Origin of the sequence: Rudanella lutea DSM 19387 (assembly GCF_000383955.1) — a bacterium.
GTDB lineage: Bacteria > Bacteroidota > Bacteroidia > Cytophagales > Spirosomataceae > Rudanella > Rudanella lutea.
In genome coordinates this window covers 660,299-676,226 of the sequence record NZ_KB913013.1, presented here as the reverse complement: position 1 = coordinate 676,226, position 15,928 = coordinate 660,299, and the positions used below count along the sequence as shown (strand labels likewise).

At 55.9% G+C, this 15,928-nt stretch carries 12 protein-coding genes; 2 read left to right on the top strand and 10 right to left on the bottom strand.

The genetic code is table 11. From position 1 onward, the window contains the following. Positions 1-75: 75 nt before the first annotated feature. Positions 76-990, top strand: a complete 915-nt coding sequence (locus RUDLU_RS0102955) for a 3-keto-disaccharide hydrolase (protein ID WP_019986859.1) — start codon at positions 76-78, stop codon at positions 988-990. Then, on the top strand, positions 974-2,179 hold the full coding sequence (locus tag RUDLU_RS0102950) for an acetyltransferase domain-containing protein (RefSeq protein WP_019986858.1): 1,206 nt from the start codon (positions 974-976) through the stop codon (positions 2,177-2,179). Before RUDLU_RS0102955 ends, RUDLU_RS0102950 begins: the two co-directional genes overlap by 17 nt. 143 nt (positions 2,180-2,322) lie before the next feature. Here RUDLU_RS0102950 and RUDLU_RS0102945 read toward each other — a convergent pair whose 3' ends face one another. From RUDLU_RS0102945 to RUDLU_RS0102900, 10 genes are all read right to left on the bottom strand, one after another. Continuing rightward, the gene (locus RUDLU_RS0102945; RefSeq protein ID WP_019986857.1) at positions 2,323-3,963 is read right to left on the bottom strand and encodes a catalase; all 1,641 of its coding nucleotides are present in this window, start codon (positions 3,961-3,963) and stop codon (positions 2,323-2,325) included. Between the two features lie 111 nt (positions 3,964-4,074). Further along, complete coding sequence (locus RUDLU_RS0102940) at positions 4,075-4,803, bottom strand: 3-keto-disaccharide hydrolase (RefSeq protein ID WP_019986856.1); 729 nt, start codon at positions 4,801-4,803, stop codon at positions 4,075-4,077. A 185-nt stretch (positions 4,804-4,988) separates the two neighbouring features. Further along, entirely contained in the window at positions 4,989-6,893 is a 1,905-nt protein-coding gene (acs, locus tag RUDLU_RS0102935; RefSeq protein ID WP_019986855.1) for an acetate--CoA ligase, read from the bottom strand. 98 nt (positions 6,894-6,991) lie between these two features. Then, positions 6,992-8,929, bottom strand: a complete 1,938-nt coding sequence (locus RUDLU_RS0102930) for a propionyl-CoA synthetase (protein WP_019986854.1) — start codon at positions 8,927-8,929, stop codon at positions 6,992-6,994. A gap of 53 nt (positions 8,930-8,982) precedes the next feature. Next, complete coding sequence (locus RUDLU_RS0102925) at positions 8,983-9,357, bottom strand: response regulator transcription factor (RefSeq protein ID WP_019986853.1); 375 nt, start codon at positions 9,355-9,357, stop codon at positions 8,983-8,985. Beyond that, on the bottom strand, positions 9,344-12,112 hold the full coding sequence (locus RUDLU_RS0102920) for a sensor histidine kinase (protein WP_019986852.1): 2,769 nt from the start codon (positions 12,110-12,112) through the stop codon (positions 9,344-9,346). The genes RUDLU_RS0102925 and RUDLU_RS0102920 overlap by 14 nt, the downstream gene beginning before the upstream one ends. Beyond that, positions 12,105-12,317 carry a hypothetical protein gene (locus RUDLU_RS0102915; protein WP_019986851.1) on the bottom strand — a complete coding sequence of 71 codons (213 nt, stop codon included), beginning with the start codon at positions 12,315-12,317 and terminating at the stop codon, positions 12,105-12,107. The genes RUDLU_RS0102920 and RUDLU_RS0102915 overlap by 8 nt, the downstream gene beginning before the upstream one ends. Positions 12,318-12,439: 122 nt before the next feature. Further along, the gene (locus RUDLU_RS0102910) at positions 12,440-12,676 is read right to left on the bottom strand and encodes a DUF6814 family protein (protein ID WP_027302704.1); all 237 of its coding nucleotides are present in this window, start codon (positions 12,674-12,676) and stop codon (positions 12,440-12,442) included. Positions 12,677-12,757: 81 nt separating this feature from the next. Next, entirely contained in the window at positions 12,758-14,341 is a 1,584-nt protein-coding gene (locus RUDLU_RS0102905) for an MFS transporter (RefSeq protein WP_019986849.1), read from the bottom strand. Between the two features lie 56 nt (positions 14,342-14,397). Then, positions 14,398-15,813, bottom strand: coding sequence for a hypothetical protein (locus RUDLU_RS0102900; protein WP_019986848.1), 1,416 nt, complete (start codon positions 15,811-15,813; stop codon positions 14,398-14,400). Between the last annotated feature and the right edge of the window lie 115 nt (positions 15,814-15,928).

The following is a 15,928-nucleotide window of genomic DNA, read 5'->3' as shown; positions in this document are numbered from 1 at the left end:
AATAAATGAGGTAAAAACGCCCTGCCCCAAGCTTTTGCGTTTTTGTAACCCTGTCGCCTTTGACCAGCCTTTTGTATGTTTCTTCTCCGTCGAATCGTATTGTCAGCCCTGCTGCTGTGTAGTGTTCTATCGTTTGCGTGGGCGCAGCCCAAACCCAGCCCGAAGGATTGGGAGTCGTTATTTAATGGCAAGGATTTAACCGGTTGGGACATTAAGATTGCCGGACATTCACTCAACGACAATTACCTGAACACGTTCCGGGTCGAAAATGGAATGCTGCGCATTGCCTACGACCAATACCAGAAATTCGACGGGAAGTACGGGCACATTTATTACAACAAGCCGTACTCGCACTACATTTTGCGGTTTACCTACCGGTTTGTGGGCAATCAGACGCCCGGTGGCGCGGCCTGGAACGTCCGCAACAGTGGGGTGATGGTGCATTCGCAGTCGGCGAAGAGTCTTACGTTAAAACAGGATTTTCCGGTATCGCTCGAAATACAAATGTTGGGGGGCCTGGGAAAAGGCCCCCGGCACACAGCCAACCTCTGTACGCCCGGCACGCAGGTGTACATGAATGGTAAGCTAAATCCGGCTCATTGTATCGATTCGGACTCGAAAACCTACGACGGCGACGGTTGGGTGACGATAGATGCCGTTGTGCTGGGCGATTCGGTTGTTCACCATATTATTGAGGGTGATACGGTGCTTACCTACAATCGGCTCGAAGTGGGGGGCGGCTTTGTGAGTAAAGACTACACCTTTCTTTCGGCCGGGATCGACGAAGCCGGTGCACGCTACTGGATGGAGCGTCAGAATACCCCTCTCGGTAGCGGTTACATTGCCTTGCAGGCCGAGAGCCATCCGATTGATTTCCGGCGGGTCGAACTGCTCAATCTGAAAGGTTGCACCGACCCCAAAGCACTCAATTACAAGTCGTATTTTGTGAAATCGGATAACAGTCAGTGCCGCTATGCAAACCGACGGTAGCCTTTCTGTATCGCCCGTAACCGGAAGTACAACCGGGCGTATTACGTCCATTGATGTGGTGCGGGGTCTGGTGATGGTCATTATGGCCCTCGACCACGTGCGCGACCTGTTGCACGTGACGGCCACCGATCAGGACCCTACTAACCTGGCTACCACTACGGCCCCGCTTTTTCTGACCCGCTGGATTACGCATCTCTGCGCGCCTACGTTCGTGTTTTTGTCGGGCACATCGGCCTATCTGTCGCTGCGGAAGCGGAACGACGGAGTCGCCCGCCAATTTTTGCTGAAGCGAGGTTTGGTGCTCATCCTGTTCGAGCTGACCATAGTCAATTTTGCTTTCTGGTTCGAAATCCCGTTTCGTGCTTTGCTATTGCAGGTGATTTATGCCATCGGGGCAGGGTTTGTGATCCTGTCGGTTCTGGCCCGTTTTCCGGCCCGTACGTTGGGTATAGTCGGGTTGGTTATCCTGTTCGGGCATAACCTGTTGGCGTTGGTTACGCTGCCCCCAAACCCAACCCTTGGGTTTGTGTGGGCGTTGTTGTTTCAGACAAACTTTTTTCAACTATCCCCCGATTTTGCCGTGCTGGTCGGTTACCCGGTTGTGCCTTGGCTGGGTATTATGCTGGTTGGGTTTGGGCTGGGGCCGCTGTTCGAGAAGCCCTTACACGAGCGCAAGCGGCAACTGACGCGTCTGGGCCTGGGGGCTCTGCTCCTGTTCGTAGGACTTCGGTTCCTGAATGGTTACGGCGATGGGGCGCCCTGGTCGGTACAGGCTACCCCCATGTTTACGGTTCTGTCGTTTATCAACGTGAGCAAATACCCCCCGTCGCTTTTGTACAGCCTGCTCATGCTGGGTATTGCGCTGCTGTTGCTGGCCTGGTCCGATGGCGTGTCGAACACCATGAGTCGGGTACTCACAGTGTACGGAGCCGTACCCATGTTTTACTACATTCTGCACTGGTATATGGTGCATCTGATTTTACTGGGCTTGCTGGTGCTACAGGGCTTTTCGCTCGCGAATCTGAACCCCGCGCCGTTTTCGTTTGGGCGGCCCAAAGGGTCAGGGGTTGAGTTGAGCTGGGTGTATCTGGTTTGGGCGGGGGTGGTTATCGGGCTATATCCGCTTTGCCGGTGGTATGGCCGTTACAAGGCCGCGCACCCCGAAAAAGGGTGGTTGCGGTATGTGTAGAACCTGCAAGCCGGGCCAGTTAAGTGTAGAATGCATAATGTAGAATGAATAATGATTTACCCTGCCGATTAGTAGCTTGTAAATCATTGCTCATTCTACATTGTGCATTCTACATTATGCATTCACTCAGACAGTTTCGTTTGCTAATACGGCTGAGCTGTGTGCGACTGCTCTTCGGCCTGCCGAACGGCTTCGTTGGTATTGGCGCTGCCGATAGGACCGCTCGTATGCTGATCGGTATCAGATGCCTGTAAACCTTCCCGTACGCGTCGGCCATATTCCTCATCGCACTGACTGAATAGCTCCACCATTTTGTCCTGAATCCGTTTGTCGGCGGGTTTCAGGGTATTTACGAGGTTCGTAATCAGGTCGTCGCGTTCCCAGTCTTCAAAGGCCCGGAATCGTTCGCCGGCTTGTTTGAAGTTGTTCTGCCGATCAATTTTTTGCCTTACCAGATTGGCTTCGTACCGGGGTGTGTAGTCGGCTCCGCTTTTTGGGGCTTCCTGCAAGCCGCCCAGAATAGACGGTTCGTAGTTGACGCGTGGATTTTGCCCCGGTGCCATGTCGACGTTGTAGGCCATTTGTCCATCGCGTTGGTTGGTAGCCACCCGTTTTTTGGGAGAATTGATGGGCAGTTGCAGGTAATTGGCCCCCACCCGGTACCGTTGCGTGTCGGAGTAGGAGAGGGTACGGCCCTGCAACATCTTGTCGTCCGAAAACTCCAGTCCATCTACCAGCACCCCCGTACCAAACGCCACCTGCTCTACCTCGGCAAAGTAATTTTGCGGGTTTCGGTCCAGCACCATTCTGCCGACTGGCAGAAACGGAAACCTATCCGTGGGCCAGATTTTTGTATCGTCGAGCGGATCAAAATCGAGTTCGGGGTGCTCGTCATCGCTCATGATCTGCACACAAAGTTCCCACTCCGGGTAGTCGCCCCGCTCGATGGCATCAAACAGGTCCTGCGTAGCATGGTTGAAGTTTTTGGCCTGAATTTGTTCGGCTTCGGCCTGCGTCAGGTTGCGGATTCCCTGCTTAGGTTCCCAATGGTATTTCACCAGCACGGCTTCGCCGGCTTCGTTTACCCATTTGTACGTGTTTACGCCTGAGCCCTGCATTTGTCGGTAGTTGGCCGGAATGCCCCAGGGCGAAAACAGAAACGTGATCATGTGCATGGCTTCGGGCGTGTTGCAGATAAAATCGAAGATGCGCTCGCCCGACTGTATGTTGGTGACCGGATCGGGTTTGAAGGCGTGCACCAGATCCGGAAACTTCATAGCATCACGGATAAAGAATACTTTCAGGTTATTGCCGACCAAATCCCAGTTGCCGTCTTCGGTATAAAACTTCACGGCAAAGCCACGCGGATCGCGGAGGGTTTCGGGTGAGTGTCCGCCGTGAATAACCGACGAAAACCGTACAAACACCGGCGTCTGTTTGCCCTTTTGACCGAACAATTTGGCGCGGGTGTATTGGCTAATCGGCTCATCGCCCACGGTTCCGTAGGCTTCAAAGTAGCCGTGTGCCCCGGCTCCCCGGGCGTGTACCACCCGCTCGGGTACGCGTTCGCGGTCGAAGTGGGTGATTTTTTCGATGAAGGCGTAGTTTTCCAGCGTGGCCGGTCCCCGACGCCCAACCGTGCGGGTGTTCTGGTTATCCGTGATGGGGTGCCCTTGCCGGGTGGTCAGGGTCTGATCGGTTTCGGTACTGCCGTTGGTGGGGCCTGAGCCATTAGGCGGCAGGGGCACGTGGCCGTTAGGGGTTTGTTTTTCGTTGTTTTCCATAACTGTATGCGGAGAAGTGGTTCTCAAAGAATCAACTCCCTATACAGTCTTGTGTTTTAGTAGATTATTCTGGGTCCCTAAAAAAAGTGGGCGCCAGAGGATGGGCGGGTGTTACAATCGCCGAATTTTGATGTTTCGGAACCAGACGGGGCTGCCCCAGTCCTGTAATCCGATACGCCCGGCAAACAACCCCTTGCCAATGGGCGCGTCTTTCAGTTTACTGCCCGACAGGCGCGATTTCCAATCGGCCCCATTCAGGTCGAACTCATGAATGGTAAAGCCGTTGAGGGTTACGGTCAGCCGGTTTTTCTGCTTCTTGACATACACCTGATTCCACGAGCCGACCGGGTTAACCTCCCGCACCCGAGCGTTGGCAACGCCGAAAAAGTCGCCTGCCCGGTGTTTGTTTTCGTCGGCTTCGCCATAAATCGCGTTGTCGAGTACCTGTAGTTCCAGCCCCGTATCATACACGTTTTTGTGTGTGGGCGACTCCTGCACGAAGAAAAAGATACCGCTGTTGGTGAGCCGGTCAACTTTCCAGTCGGCTTTGAATTCAAAATCGCCGGTAAAGGTCGCGTCGGTTACCAGATCGCCCCCGTTGGCGGCTTTGTTGCCTACCCGGTTAGGTACCGAAAGGTGCAGAGCGTTATCCTGAATCTGCCAGGCGGCCCCAACCCCTTTGCCGTTGTAGGTGTGCCAGCCCTGCGTGTTGCGCCCGTTGAAGAGCAGTTGCCAGCCGTCGGCTTTCTCTTTGGCTGTGAGTGTATTTTGGGCGTGGAGGTGGGTGAGGGGGGCGGTTAGCCAGAAAATCAGGGTAAGAAACTTGGGAGGAAGATGCATAAGAGAGGTTGTTTTAGGAATAATGTAAGGAGAGAGTTGATCTGCTCGCAGAATGTTAAGTGGCTTACAGGTGGGTAATTATTTTTGTTGTGAGCGTAACATTCCCTTCAAATATAACAAATACGCCGGACCTCGCAGCCCGGCGTATTTGTAGTGAAGATGCTTCGCTTCTCAGCATGATAAAGCTACACCAGCGCCCCTGCCTTGATCTCGTCCACTACGGCCGGGTCGAGGAGGGTTGTGGTGTCGCCGAGGTTGTTCACGTCGCCCTCGGCAATTTTGCGGAGAATCCGGCGCATGATCTTGCCGGAGCGCGTTTTGGGCAGGCCCGTCACAAACTGAATCTTGTCGGGCTTGGCAATAGGCCCAATCACGCGGGTAACGGTGGCCAGAATGTCGCGCTTGGTCAGGTCGGCATCGTGGTCGGCGGGGAGGGCTTCCGTAATCACGTAGGCGTAGATGCCCTGCCCTTTGATGTCGTGCGGATAGCCCACCACGGCGCTCTCCACCACGCCCGTGTGCATGTTGATGGCGTTTTCGACTTCCGCCGTGCCAATCCGGTGGCCCGATACGTTCAACACGTCGTCGACGCGGCCCGTAATCCGGTAGTAGCCATCTTCGTCGCGCAGACAGCCGTCGCCTGTGAAGTACATGCCGGGGTAAGTAGAGAAGTACGTTTGGCGGCAACGCTCATGGTCGCCGTAGGTGGTACGGAGCATACCCGGCCAGGGGAACTTGATGCAGAGGTTGCCCGACACGCCGTTGCCCTCGATAACGGTCCCGTTTTCATCGACCAGTACCGGTTGCACACCCGGCAGGGGCAGGGTAGCGTAGGTTGGCTTGGTCTTGGTCAGACCCGCCAGAGGTGAAATCAGGATGCCGCCATTTTCGGTCTGCCACCAGGTGTCTACAATCGGGCAGCGGTTTTTGCCGATGTTATCGTCGTACCAATGCCAGGCCTCGGCGTTGATGGGTTCGCCTACTGAGCCCAGTACCTCCAGGCTGCTCAGGTCGTGTTTCTGCACCGGCTCCAGCCCGAAGCTCATCAGAGACCGGATGGCCGTGGGGGCCGTGTACAGAATATTCACCTTGTGCTTGTCGACAATCTCCCAGAACCGCCCGGCATCGGGCCAGGTAGGCACACCCTCAAATAGCAGGGTGGTTGCTCCGCAGGCCAGCGGGCCGTATACAATGTAGCTGTGGCCCGTAATCCAGCCAATATCAGCGGTACAGAAATGCACCTGTTTTTCTTTGTACTGGAACACGTTAGCAAACGTGTATGCCGCGTACACCATGTAACCCCCGCAGGTATGCACCACGCCCTTGGGCTTACCCGTTGAGCCGGAGGTGTACAGGATAAACAGCATATCTTCGGCGTCCATCTCTTCGGCAGGGCAGTCGGCTGTAACCTGTTTCAGCTCCTGCTCCATCCAGACGTCGCGGCCTTTGAGCATAGCCACCGGGGTGCGGGTGCGGGTCATGACCACTACGCGCTCCACGCTCGGGCACCCGATGAGGGCGTCGTCGACCACGCTCTTGAGCGGAATTTCTTTGTTGCCCCGGTAGGCGCCATCGGCCGTAATCACGAGTCGGCATTTGGCGTCGTTGATCCGGTCGGCAATACTTTGGGCCGAGAAACCACCAAACACCACCGAGTGAACGGCTCCAATGCGGGCGCAGGCCAATACGGCAATGGCCAGTTCGGGTACCATGGGGAGGTAGATACAAACGCGGTCGCCTTTGGCTACGCCGTTACGTTTCAGGACGTTGGCCATCCGGCATACCTGATCGTGCAGCATCCGGTAGGTGAGCGTCACGCCAGACTCGTGCGGGTCGTTAGGCTCCCAGATAATCGCCGGTTGGTCGGCGCGGGTTTCGAGGTGCCGGTCGAGGCAGTTTTCGGTAATATTCAGTTTACCGCCCTGAAACCACTTCACGTTGGGTTCTTCGAAGTTCCATTGCAGGGTTTTGGTCCAGGGTTTGCGCCATTTAAACTCCGAGGCTACCTCGGCCCAGAAGGCTTCGGGATCGGATACGCTTTTCTGGTAGGCTGCTTCGTACTCGGCAAAGGTTTTAAGCTGAAAATTCATAGTAGGTTTTTGTATAGATGGATGGCGTCGGAACGCGTTGGGGTGGTTAGGCTGCAAAATAAAGGGGTTCTGCCCCCGCTGCGTACCGACAGAAAAAATTATTCAAAAGCAAGGCCGATGCCCCGTGCGGCCAATTCTGCCCGGATTTCGTCCAGAATCACGGGGTCATCGATGGTCGAGGGTACCGCAAACGATTCGCCATCAGCTAGTTGACGGATGGTCTTTCGTAGGATTTTGCCCGACCGGGTTTTGGGCAATCGTTTCACAATGACGGCCTGCCGAAAATAAGCCACCGCCCCAATCTGATCGCGGATCAACGTGACCAGTTCGTCTTCGACTGTGCGGGATGTTTCGGCTGCGGGAAGAGCCTCATCCGGGGTTTTGCCCCAGTCGTCTTTCAGAACCACAAAACCGACCGGGCGTTGACCACGCAGGGAACAGGCCAGCCCCACCACAGCGCATTCGGCTACAGCCGGGTGACTGCCCACGAGTTCTTCCATTTCGCCCGTCGACAACCGGTGCCCGGCTACATTAATCACGTCATCGACCCGGCCCATGATAAACACGTAGCCGTCTTCGTCGATATAGCCGCCATCGCCGGAGAGGTAGTACCCCGGAAACCGGCTCAGGTACGACTGCCTGAACCGCTCCGGGTCGCGCCAAAGGGTAGGCAGGCAACCCGGTGGCAGGGGTAGTTTCAGGCAAACGAATCCTTCCTGATTGGGGCCGAGGGGCTCCCCGGCTTCGTCGAGAATTCGGAGGTCGTACCCGCAAACGGGCACCGTAGCCGACCCGGCTTTCACGGGCATCGGGCTAATACCCATCGGGTTGGAGAGCATCGGCCAGCCCGATTCGGTTTGCCACCAGTGATCGATAACCGGTACGCCCGACACCGCTTCGAGCCAGTGCAACGTGGGCGGGTCGCAGCGTTCGCCAGCTACGAAAATCGTGCGTAACGAGCCCAGGTTGTAGCGGTGGCGGAGTTTGCCATCCGGGTCTTCTTTGCGAATGGCCCGGAACGCGGTGGGCGCGGCAAAAAAGACGTTTACCTGGTGCTGTTCAATCACCCGCCAGAAAGCTCCGGCATCGGGCGTCCGGACGGGCTTACCCTCGTACAATAGGCTCGTACAGCCGCCCAGCAAAGGGGCGTACACGATGTAGCTGTGCCCCACGGCCCAGCCCAGGTCCGAGGCTGCCCAGAATACGTCGCCGGGCTCCACGTTGTACACTGCTTTGAGGCTGTACCGGAGCGCCACGGCATGCCCACCGTGGTCGCGCACAATGCCTTTGGGTTTGCCCGTTGTGCCCGAGGTATACAGAATATACAGCGGATCGGTGGCGTTTACGGGTACGGGTTCGGTGGGTGTAGCACCGGCAACGGTCTGGGCCCAGTCGAGGTCGCGCCCGGCCTCCATCGACGCCGTACATTCGCGCCGTTGCAGAATGAGGCAATGGTCTGGTTGGTGGGTGGCCTGCCGAATAGCCTCGTCGAGCAGGGGCTTGTACGGAATCACCCGGTCGAACTCAATGCCGCACGAGGCCGACAGAATCAGCTTTGGTTGGGCATCGTTGATGCGCAGGGCCAGTTCGTGGGGCGCAAAGCCGCCAAACACCACCGAGTGAATAGCCCCGATGCGGGCGCAGGCCAACATGGCAAACGCGGCTTCGGGTACCATGGGCATGTAAATCACCACAGTATCGCCGGGGCCTACGCCCAGTTGCCGGAACGCCCCGGCCAGTTGGGCCACTTTGTCCAGCATCTCGCGGTAGCTGTACCGGCGCACGGTACCCGTTACTGGCGAATCGTAGATCAGGGCGGTTTGGTCGGCCCGGCCGTTTTCGACGTGATAGTCCAGTGCGGCATAGCAGGTGTTCAGAACACCATCGGCAAACCAACGTGGGTAGCCGTGCGCATCGGCCGACAGAATCTGTTCGGGAAACTGCACCCAGGGTATGGCCCGGGCCTCGGCCTGCCAGAAACCGGCCGGGTCGTTCAGGCTACGCTCATGGGCGGTGGTGTAGGAGGTTGGCAACATACCGGAATGTGGTTTTAGGCCCAACAGGCAAAAACAAAAAACAATACATGGCCTTACGCCAGCAATTCATGCGCTTTGGCCATTAACTCGCGGGTCGAGAACGGCTTGGGCAGGTACAGGTCGGCGCCGGCATCGTACCCCTTCTGAATTTCGGACTCGCGGCTTTTGGCACTCAGAAAAATGACTTTCCCGTGCTGATGCTCGGGCGACTGCTTCACAAACTGGCAAAGCTCGTATCCATTCATGTGCGGCATCATAATGTCGAGTAAAAGCAAGTCGGGTTTCTCGCGCTGAATCAGCTCGTAGGCTTCGGCCCCGTCGCGGGCAATCAGCACCCGGTACCCTTCTTTCTTCATCAAAAACTCCAGCGACAAGAGAATATTCGGTTCGTCGTCGGCAATGAGTACGGTGAACTTAGTGTTTTTCATAAGTGACAGCCCCTCCCGGAGCCAATGGTAGTCGAACGGTAAAGCAACTTCCTTCGCCTAACTTACTTTCTAATGTGATTGTCCCCTGATGCAAATGAATAATTCGCTGGGTAATGGCTAAGCCGAGGCCGCTGCTTTTCAGAACCCGGCCCGATTTGGCGGATCGGCCGCTTCCTTTGTCGGTTTGTCGGACGGCGTGCGTCTGGTAAAACTTCTCAAAGATCAACTCCTGATGCGCGGGGTCGATGCCGATACCCTTATCCTGTACGGAAACCAGTAAAGACTCCTCATCGGTACGGGTGGTGATGATGATTGGCCCGGCGGCCCGGTCGGAATACTTGATGGCGTTGGACAGCAGATTCACGATTACCTCCATCAGCCGGTCGCGGTCGCCCAGTACATGATCGGTTGGCCCGGCCTGGGTATCGACCCGGATCGGGATTTCTTTCTCGGTCGCCAGTGGTTCAACAGCCTCGACGGCCTCGCTCACCAGTTCGGGCAGGTAGAGCCGCTCGGGCGAGAGCTGGTACCGACCCGACTCGATTCGCTCCAGATCGAGCACCTGATTGATGAGCCGGGTGAGCCGCTCCGATTCTTTAATGACGGTCCCCAGAAAGTGCTGCCGGGCGTCGGGGTCCATGTCGGGGGTGTCGTGCACAATTTCGGTCAGCGCCCGAATGGAGGTGATGGGCGTACGGATCTCGTGTGTCACCGTCGACAAAAAATCGTCTTTGTGCATATCGGCTGCTTTGAGCCGCTCGTTGGCTTCGCTCAGTTGGCGGGTGGTGCGTTCGAGTTCAACCGATTTGCGTTTCAACTCCTTGTTGACCAGGATCAGTTCCTGCGACGATTTCAGAATCCGAATCATCTCATCGACCAGAATAGGCTCTTCTTTTGCCACCGAAGCCACCAGCGTACGGGCCGAAGCGGTGCCGATGGCTCCGGCCAGTACCCGCTCGGTGTAGGTTACTAATTGGGCGTCGGCGTACAGGCTTTTGGGCGTGGCCGACTCATCGGTGGTGACGTACCGATGGATGGCCCGGTTGGCGCGTTCGGGGCCGAAAAAGGTGGTGAGCAGGGAGCGTAGGTCGGCAATGAGCACTTTACCCCGCCAGACCACTGAGTTGTCGATAGCTCGCGAAAGTTTAAAAATATCGACGAACAAGATGGCCTGATTGTATTCGATTGACGATTGGGGCCAGTTGACAGATCCCCACAAATATCCGATGGTATTGACCAGCAGCGACCAGAACATACCGTGGGCAATGGGTTCGAGTGTGTTCAGCCCGAAAAGATTCTGGGGCCGTAGCCACCCGATGCCGAAGGGGCCGTGGGTAAGCAGGTCGGCGGGTAACAAAGCCGGTACCAGCGTGGGTAACACCAGGGTGTAAAACCAGATCAGACTACCTGCCCACAAGCCAAGGCGGGCACCCGTCAGGTTACCCCCTTTCCAGAACAAACCGCCAATAACAGCCGGCAAAAACTGGGCGACGGCCGCAAATGAAATAAGGCCAACGGAAACGAGTGAGAAGTGGTGTGATACCCCCCGGTAGTACAGATACGCCATCAGCAGAAACACCAGAATGGTAATTCGGCGGGTATTGATTACAAACGAACCCGTACCCACCCGGCTCTGCCAGCTCGGCCGCCCAATCACCAGCGGCATCACCACGTTGTTGCTCACCATCACGCTCAGGGCAATCGTTTCGACGATAATCATGCCGGTTGCGGCCGAGAAACCGCCCATGTAAGCCAGCAAGGCGAGCCCTTTCTGCCCGTACTGAACCGGGAGCATGAGCACGTAGCTATCGGCATGAATGGGCAGATCGGCCAGTAAAATATGGCCCCCAAAGGCAAGCGGCAGCACAAATAGATTAATCACAAACAGATACAGCGGAAACAGCCAGATAGCCCGGTCGAGGTGCTTCTCGTTGACGTTTTCGACCACAGCCACCTGAAACTGACGGGGCAGGAACAGAACGGCCGCCATCGACATGAGGCAGTTCCAGAACCAGTCGCCGGTGGTGTGACCGGGGCCAAACGTGAATTGCTCCCTCAGCGCGGGCATCTCCAGCGCCCGGCTAAAAATACTTACGGGCCCATCGAACAGCCCGAATGTGACAAACACCCCCAGGGCCACAAATGCCACCAATTTTACCAGCGACTCAAACGCAATGGCCGTTACCATGCCCTCGTGCCGCTCGGTCGCTTCGAGCGTTCGGGTACCAAACAGAATGGTGAAAGTACCGAGTAGCAGGGTGGTGTAAAAGGCAGGGTCGGTCAGGAAAAGGCTTTCGTCGTACCCATCGGTTCTGCCCGAGAGCACGGATAGGCTGCCCGATATGGCCTTGATCTGAATCGAAATGTAGGGAATAATACCCACCAGGCAGAGAACCGTGACAAAGACCCCCAGCCCCCGGCTTTTGCCGTAGCGGGCCGAGATAAAATCGGCAATGTTGGTGATGCGCTGTTGCTTGCAGATTCGGATAATCTTGCGCAGGATAATCCACCAGAGCGGAGCGGTGAGTGTTGGGCCGATGTAGACCGGCAGGAATTGGACGCCCTGTTCGGCGGCCCGGCCCACGCTGCCGTAGAACGTCCAGGCGGTGCAGTACACCGCCAGCGACAGCGAATAGATGTACGGATTATTGACCAGACTCCGGCCGGTGCGACTTCGGCGCTCGGCAATGTCGGCAATCACAAAGAGCAGACACAGGTACCCCGCCGATACGAAGAGGAGAATAAGGCTATTCATCGGCGTGGGGCGAGTCGTCGGTGTTCTGGTGTTTATTTAAAACAGCCACGAGTACGATAATCATCAGCCCCCAAACCAGCAAAATATAGGCATACGTGAGCGGAATCCCGGCCAGCAACCGGGGCTGGTTCACAATTGATAGTACTGGTTCGTTGAGGAGTACTGCAAACAGGAGACTGATGAAAAGTAGCCGCTTCGTTTTCATGACAAGTTACGGTGAGTAGAACAAGCGCTGAAGGTCGGGTCGGGATAGAAACGCTGCACCCAGTCGGGTGCAGCGTTTGCCTGTATCTTCCAATCCGATTTTCTGACGGTTAGCCAGAAACCCTACTCATTTCGGCTGGCCCCGTCGCTGTACTCGCCCTGAAGTGCGTACAGCCCAAACGTAGCCAGACCTCCCACGATAATCGGCATCAAGACAAATACGATGATGATGCCAAACACGAGATCTTCCTGTTTACCCGTCGATAGTTTGGGTAACCCAAAGGCGGTAAGGCCGTAGTAGCCACACACTGCGGCCAGGCCAAGCCATACAACACCCATTATTCGTTTGATTGCGTCCATGTCTTTAAACGGTTTATGCTGTTTTTTTGAATGATTAGGGCGTTGGCGGGTGTAGTTAGCCCGCCAACGGGTAAGGGTTAGTTAGTCAGCCGCCGATGGCCGGTTTTTGATGTACAGTACGCCAATCACGAAGCTTACAGCTGCCACAATAATCGGGTACCAGAGGCCTTCGAGGTACGGTGCTGCGTAGGGTAGGGCCGCACCGGCTTTTTCGGCCGCTATGTTGGCGTCTTTAGCACCCGTAGCGAGGTAGGTAGCCACCGCTGGCAGCAGACCGCCAAATACCCCGTTGCCAATGTGGTATGGCAGCGACATGGATGTGTACCGAATCTTGGTGGGGAACATCTCGACGAGGAAGGCCGCAATAGGACCATACACCAGTGTTACGTAAATCACCTGGATAAACACGAGCCAGATGAGCGTCCAGCGGTCGCTGTCGTTGAGGGTCAGCGTTTTCTTGATTTCTGGTTTAGCTGGTTCGGCAGCGGGATCGCTCGGCATTTTGAGCTTCGTGACTTCGGTTAGTTTGGTGCCGTCGGTGTACTCTTTTTTCACGGTCTTGGTCATAATCGACAGGCCCGCTACTTTGGGGTCGGCCGTTACCACCGAGTCGACGGTGGTGGCAGCGGCTACCTCCTGTTTATTAGCCACGTTGGTGGTTTGGTACATCCGTTCGTAAATAGGGCGATACGTAAGCAGAGCTACCAGCATACCTACGAGCATGATGCCTTTCCGGCCGATTTTGTCGGACAGCCAGCCAAACACGATAAAGAAAGGAGTACCCATCAGCAGGGCTACACTCATGAGGCTATCGGCCTGAATGGCGTCGACGTTACACACCGTTTTGATGAAGCTCATGGCGTAAAACTGCCCCGTGTACCAAACTACGCCTTGCCCCATGGTGGCACCAAACAGGGCCAACAACACAAACTTGAAGTTGTACTTATTGCCAAAGCTTTCTTTAAGCGGATTGGTCGACGTTTTGCCCTCGGCCTTCGCTTTGGCAAACAGGGGCGACTCGCTCATGTTGCGCCGGATAATGAACGATACGTACACCATCAGGACTGACACCCAGAACGGCACCCGCCAGCCCCAATCATCGAAAGCCTCTTTGCTCATCGAGGTGCGGGTGATCAGAATCACGATCAGCGATACAAACAAACCCGCAGTGGCAGTAATCTGAATCCACGAGGTCCAGAAGCCGCGCTTGTCGGCTGGTGAGTGCTCGGCTACGTAGGTGGCAGCACCGCCATATTCGCCCCCGAGCGCCAGCCCCTGCAGCAAACGTAGGATCAATACCAGCAGCGGGGCCAGAAAGCCAATGGTTTCGTAACTCGGAATCAGGCCGATGGCAAACGTGGCGCCCCCCATCAGCATCAGGGTAACCATGAAGGTGTATTTCCGGCCGATGAGGTCGCCCAGCCGCCCGAAAAACAGGGCCCCGAACGGACGCACCACAAAACCGGCGGCAAACGTAGCCAGTGTAGAAAGGAAAGCGGCTGTTGGGTTGCCTTCGGGGAAAAATTTGGTGGCCAGCACCGTGGCCAGTGAGCCGAAGATGTAAAAGTCGTACCACTCAATGAGCGTCCCGACAGACGATGCCCCGATAACGCTCACAAGCGTGCGGGTGCTGCTGGCCTTAGCGGTTGTTGGTTCTGATACCATGGGAGAAATAAGGTTTTATTGGTTAATTGGAATACGATGCGTTTGTGAAAAATGGGTTACAGGTAAATTTGAGCCTGCAACAGAAACTCCCCTTTGTAATCGCTGATAGTGTTCTTGTCGGTGTAAATAGGCCGTACAGACCACTGGGGGGTAATTTTGGCATGATGCCCATCGAGGTAGAAGTTACAGCCCAGGTCGTAATAGCTACCTGCCTTGCCGAGTGCTTCCAGATTCTTGTAGGTATAGGCTGCGAACGGCTGCACCCGCATTTTGGGCTTGTCAGTCGTTTTGGGCAGCAATAAGCCAGCCTGCGTGTACCAGATCTGCCCCGTACCGAGCAGCGGGCGGGCATCGCCCGGCCCGGCCAGTGCCCGCTTACCCTCGAAAGCAGGGTTGTTGGCACCGGGGTTCATAATGCCCAGGTTTCGGATATAGTTAGGACCAAAATTGTAGTCGTAGAAGACACTGTAGGCGGTCAGGGCCATATTCTTCTTCTTGTCGTCAAAAGGCAGATCCGCGAACATATCCACAGAAAACAGATTAATATCACTCGGTTTCAGACTGCCCCCACTGTAATAGCGGGTTCCCTCGGGTTGCCGGTAGAAACCCGCGCCGATGTTAAACACTCGTTTGGTGCCCACATACGTGCCAACCTTGAAGGGCAAAATATTAGCCTCCTGATCCAGAAACTGATACTCTAAGTACGCGCCGTACGACATTTTACTTACCCCGTTGTTGTCGACGGCTACATCGGGCGTAACCACCGTGCCCGATGTGGGCGGAGTCTGGTTGGTGGCAAACGGCTTATTGTAGTTGAGCCGGTACTCAAACTTGCCCAGCTTTCCCTTGGCGTACACCCCAAACAAGCGGGCAAACTGATCGGAGTTTTCGATGAGCGGCCAGTTGAAAATGGGGGCATCAATGGCCAGAAAGTTGAGCGTACTGGCCGATGTCATGCGCGAAACCCCGTGCCAGTAATGCAGCCCCGCACCGAGGTAAAGCGTGTTTTTAACCGCCGAACCGTCGGGTTTCTTACCGGCCGGAACGACCGCGTATTCATTCCAGACATCGTGGAAGAAAATGCCGGGTTTCTTACCCTGCCCATAGCCGCCCGTGCCGCTGCTGCCCGAGGCCCCGCCGTTGACAAACGTCTGGTTGTTGATACCGGCATGCACCAGAATCAGGTAGCGGGGCGAAATCTGGGCGTACCCCAACAACCGGAGCCGACGGGCGCCCACGTCGGTGAGCCGGTCGGTTGGAGTACCGTTGACGGTTGTTCCGGGGTTCATTTGCATGGATCGGAACCAGATCTGATTCCACATAATAATGCGTGCGTACTTGGTACCATCCGGGCTCAGATTGAATTTGAGACCAGAACCATACTCACTCGAACCCTGGGCTCGCAGCCGGGTGGGGGTGGCCAGGCTCAGCAGAGCCAACGCCAGCGTAAACGTTACGGAACGGGACAACATAGTTAAGACAAGTAGCGGTTTAGGTGGTCGTGAAAACCAGGTCAAAACTGCTCATCTCTCTCATCCAAAGGAAATAGATGCTATAGCTATGCTAAAACCTATAGATATTCCCTCG

Coding starts and splice junctions, on each gene's coding strand:
- acs (WP_019986855.1), bottom strand. CDS start 6,893: ATGAATTTTCAGCTTAAAACCTTTGCCGAGTACGAAGCAGCCTACCAG.
- RUDLU_RS0102925 (WP_019986853.1), bottom strand. CDS start 9,357: ATGAAAAACACTAAGTTCACCGTACTCATTGCCGACGACGAACCGAAT.
- RUDLU_RS0102955 (WP_019986859.1), top strand. CDS start 76: ATGTTTCTTCTCCGTCGAATCGTATTGTCAGCCCTGCTGCTGTGTAGT.
- RUDLU_RS0102900 (WP_019986848.1), bottom strand. CDS start 15,813: ATGTTGTCCCGTTCCGTAACGTTTACGCTGGCGTTGGCTCTGCTGAGC.
- RUDLU_RS0102915 (WP_019986851.1), bottom strand. CDS start 12,317: ATGAAAACGAAGCGGCTACTTTTCATCAGTCTCCTGTTTGCAGTACTC.
- RUDLU_RS0102945 (WP_019986857.1), bottom strand. CDS start 3,963: ATGGAAAACAACGAAAAACAAACCCCTAACGGCCACGTGCCCCTGCCG.
- RUDLU_RS0102940 (WP_019986856.1), bottom strand. CDS start 4,803: ATGCATCTTCCTCCCAAGTTTCTTACCCTGATTTTCTGGCTAACCGCC.
- RUDLU_RS0102905 (WP_019986849.1), bottom strand. CDS start 14,341: ATGGTATCAGAACCAACAACCGCTAAGGCCAGCAGCACCCGCACGCTT.
- RUDLU_RS0102930 (WP_019986854.1), bottom strand. CDS start 8,929: ATGTTGCCAACCTCCTACACCACCGCCCATGAGCGTAGCCTGAACGAC.
- RUDLU_RS0102950 (WP_019986858.1), top strand. CDS start 974: ATGCAAACCGACGGTAGCCTTTCTGTATCGCCCGTAACCGGAAGTACA.
- RUDLU_RS0102910 (WP_027302704.1), bottom strand. CDS start 12,676: ATGGACGCAATCAAACGAATAATGGGTGTTGTATGGCTTGGCCTGGCC.
- RUDLU_RS0102920 (WP_019986852.1), bottom strand. CDS start 12,112: ATGAATAGCCTTATTCTCCTCTTCGTATCGGCGGGGTACCTGTGTCTG.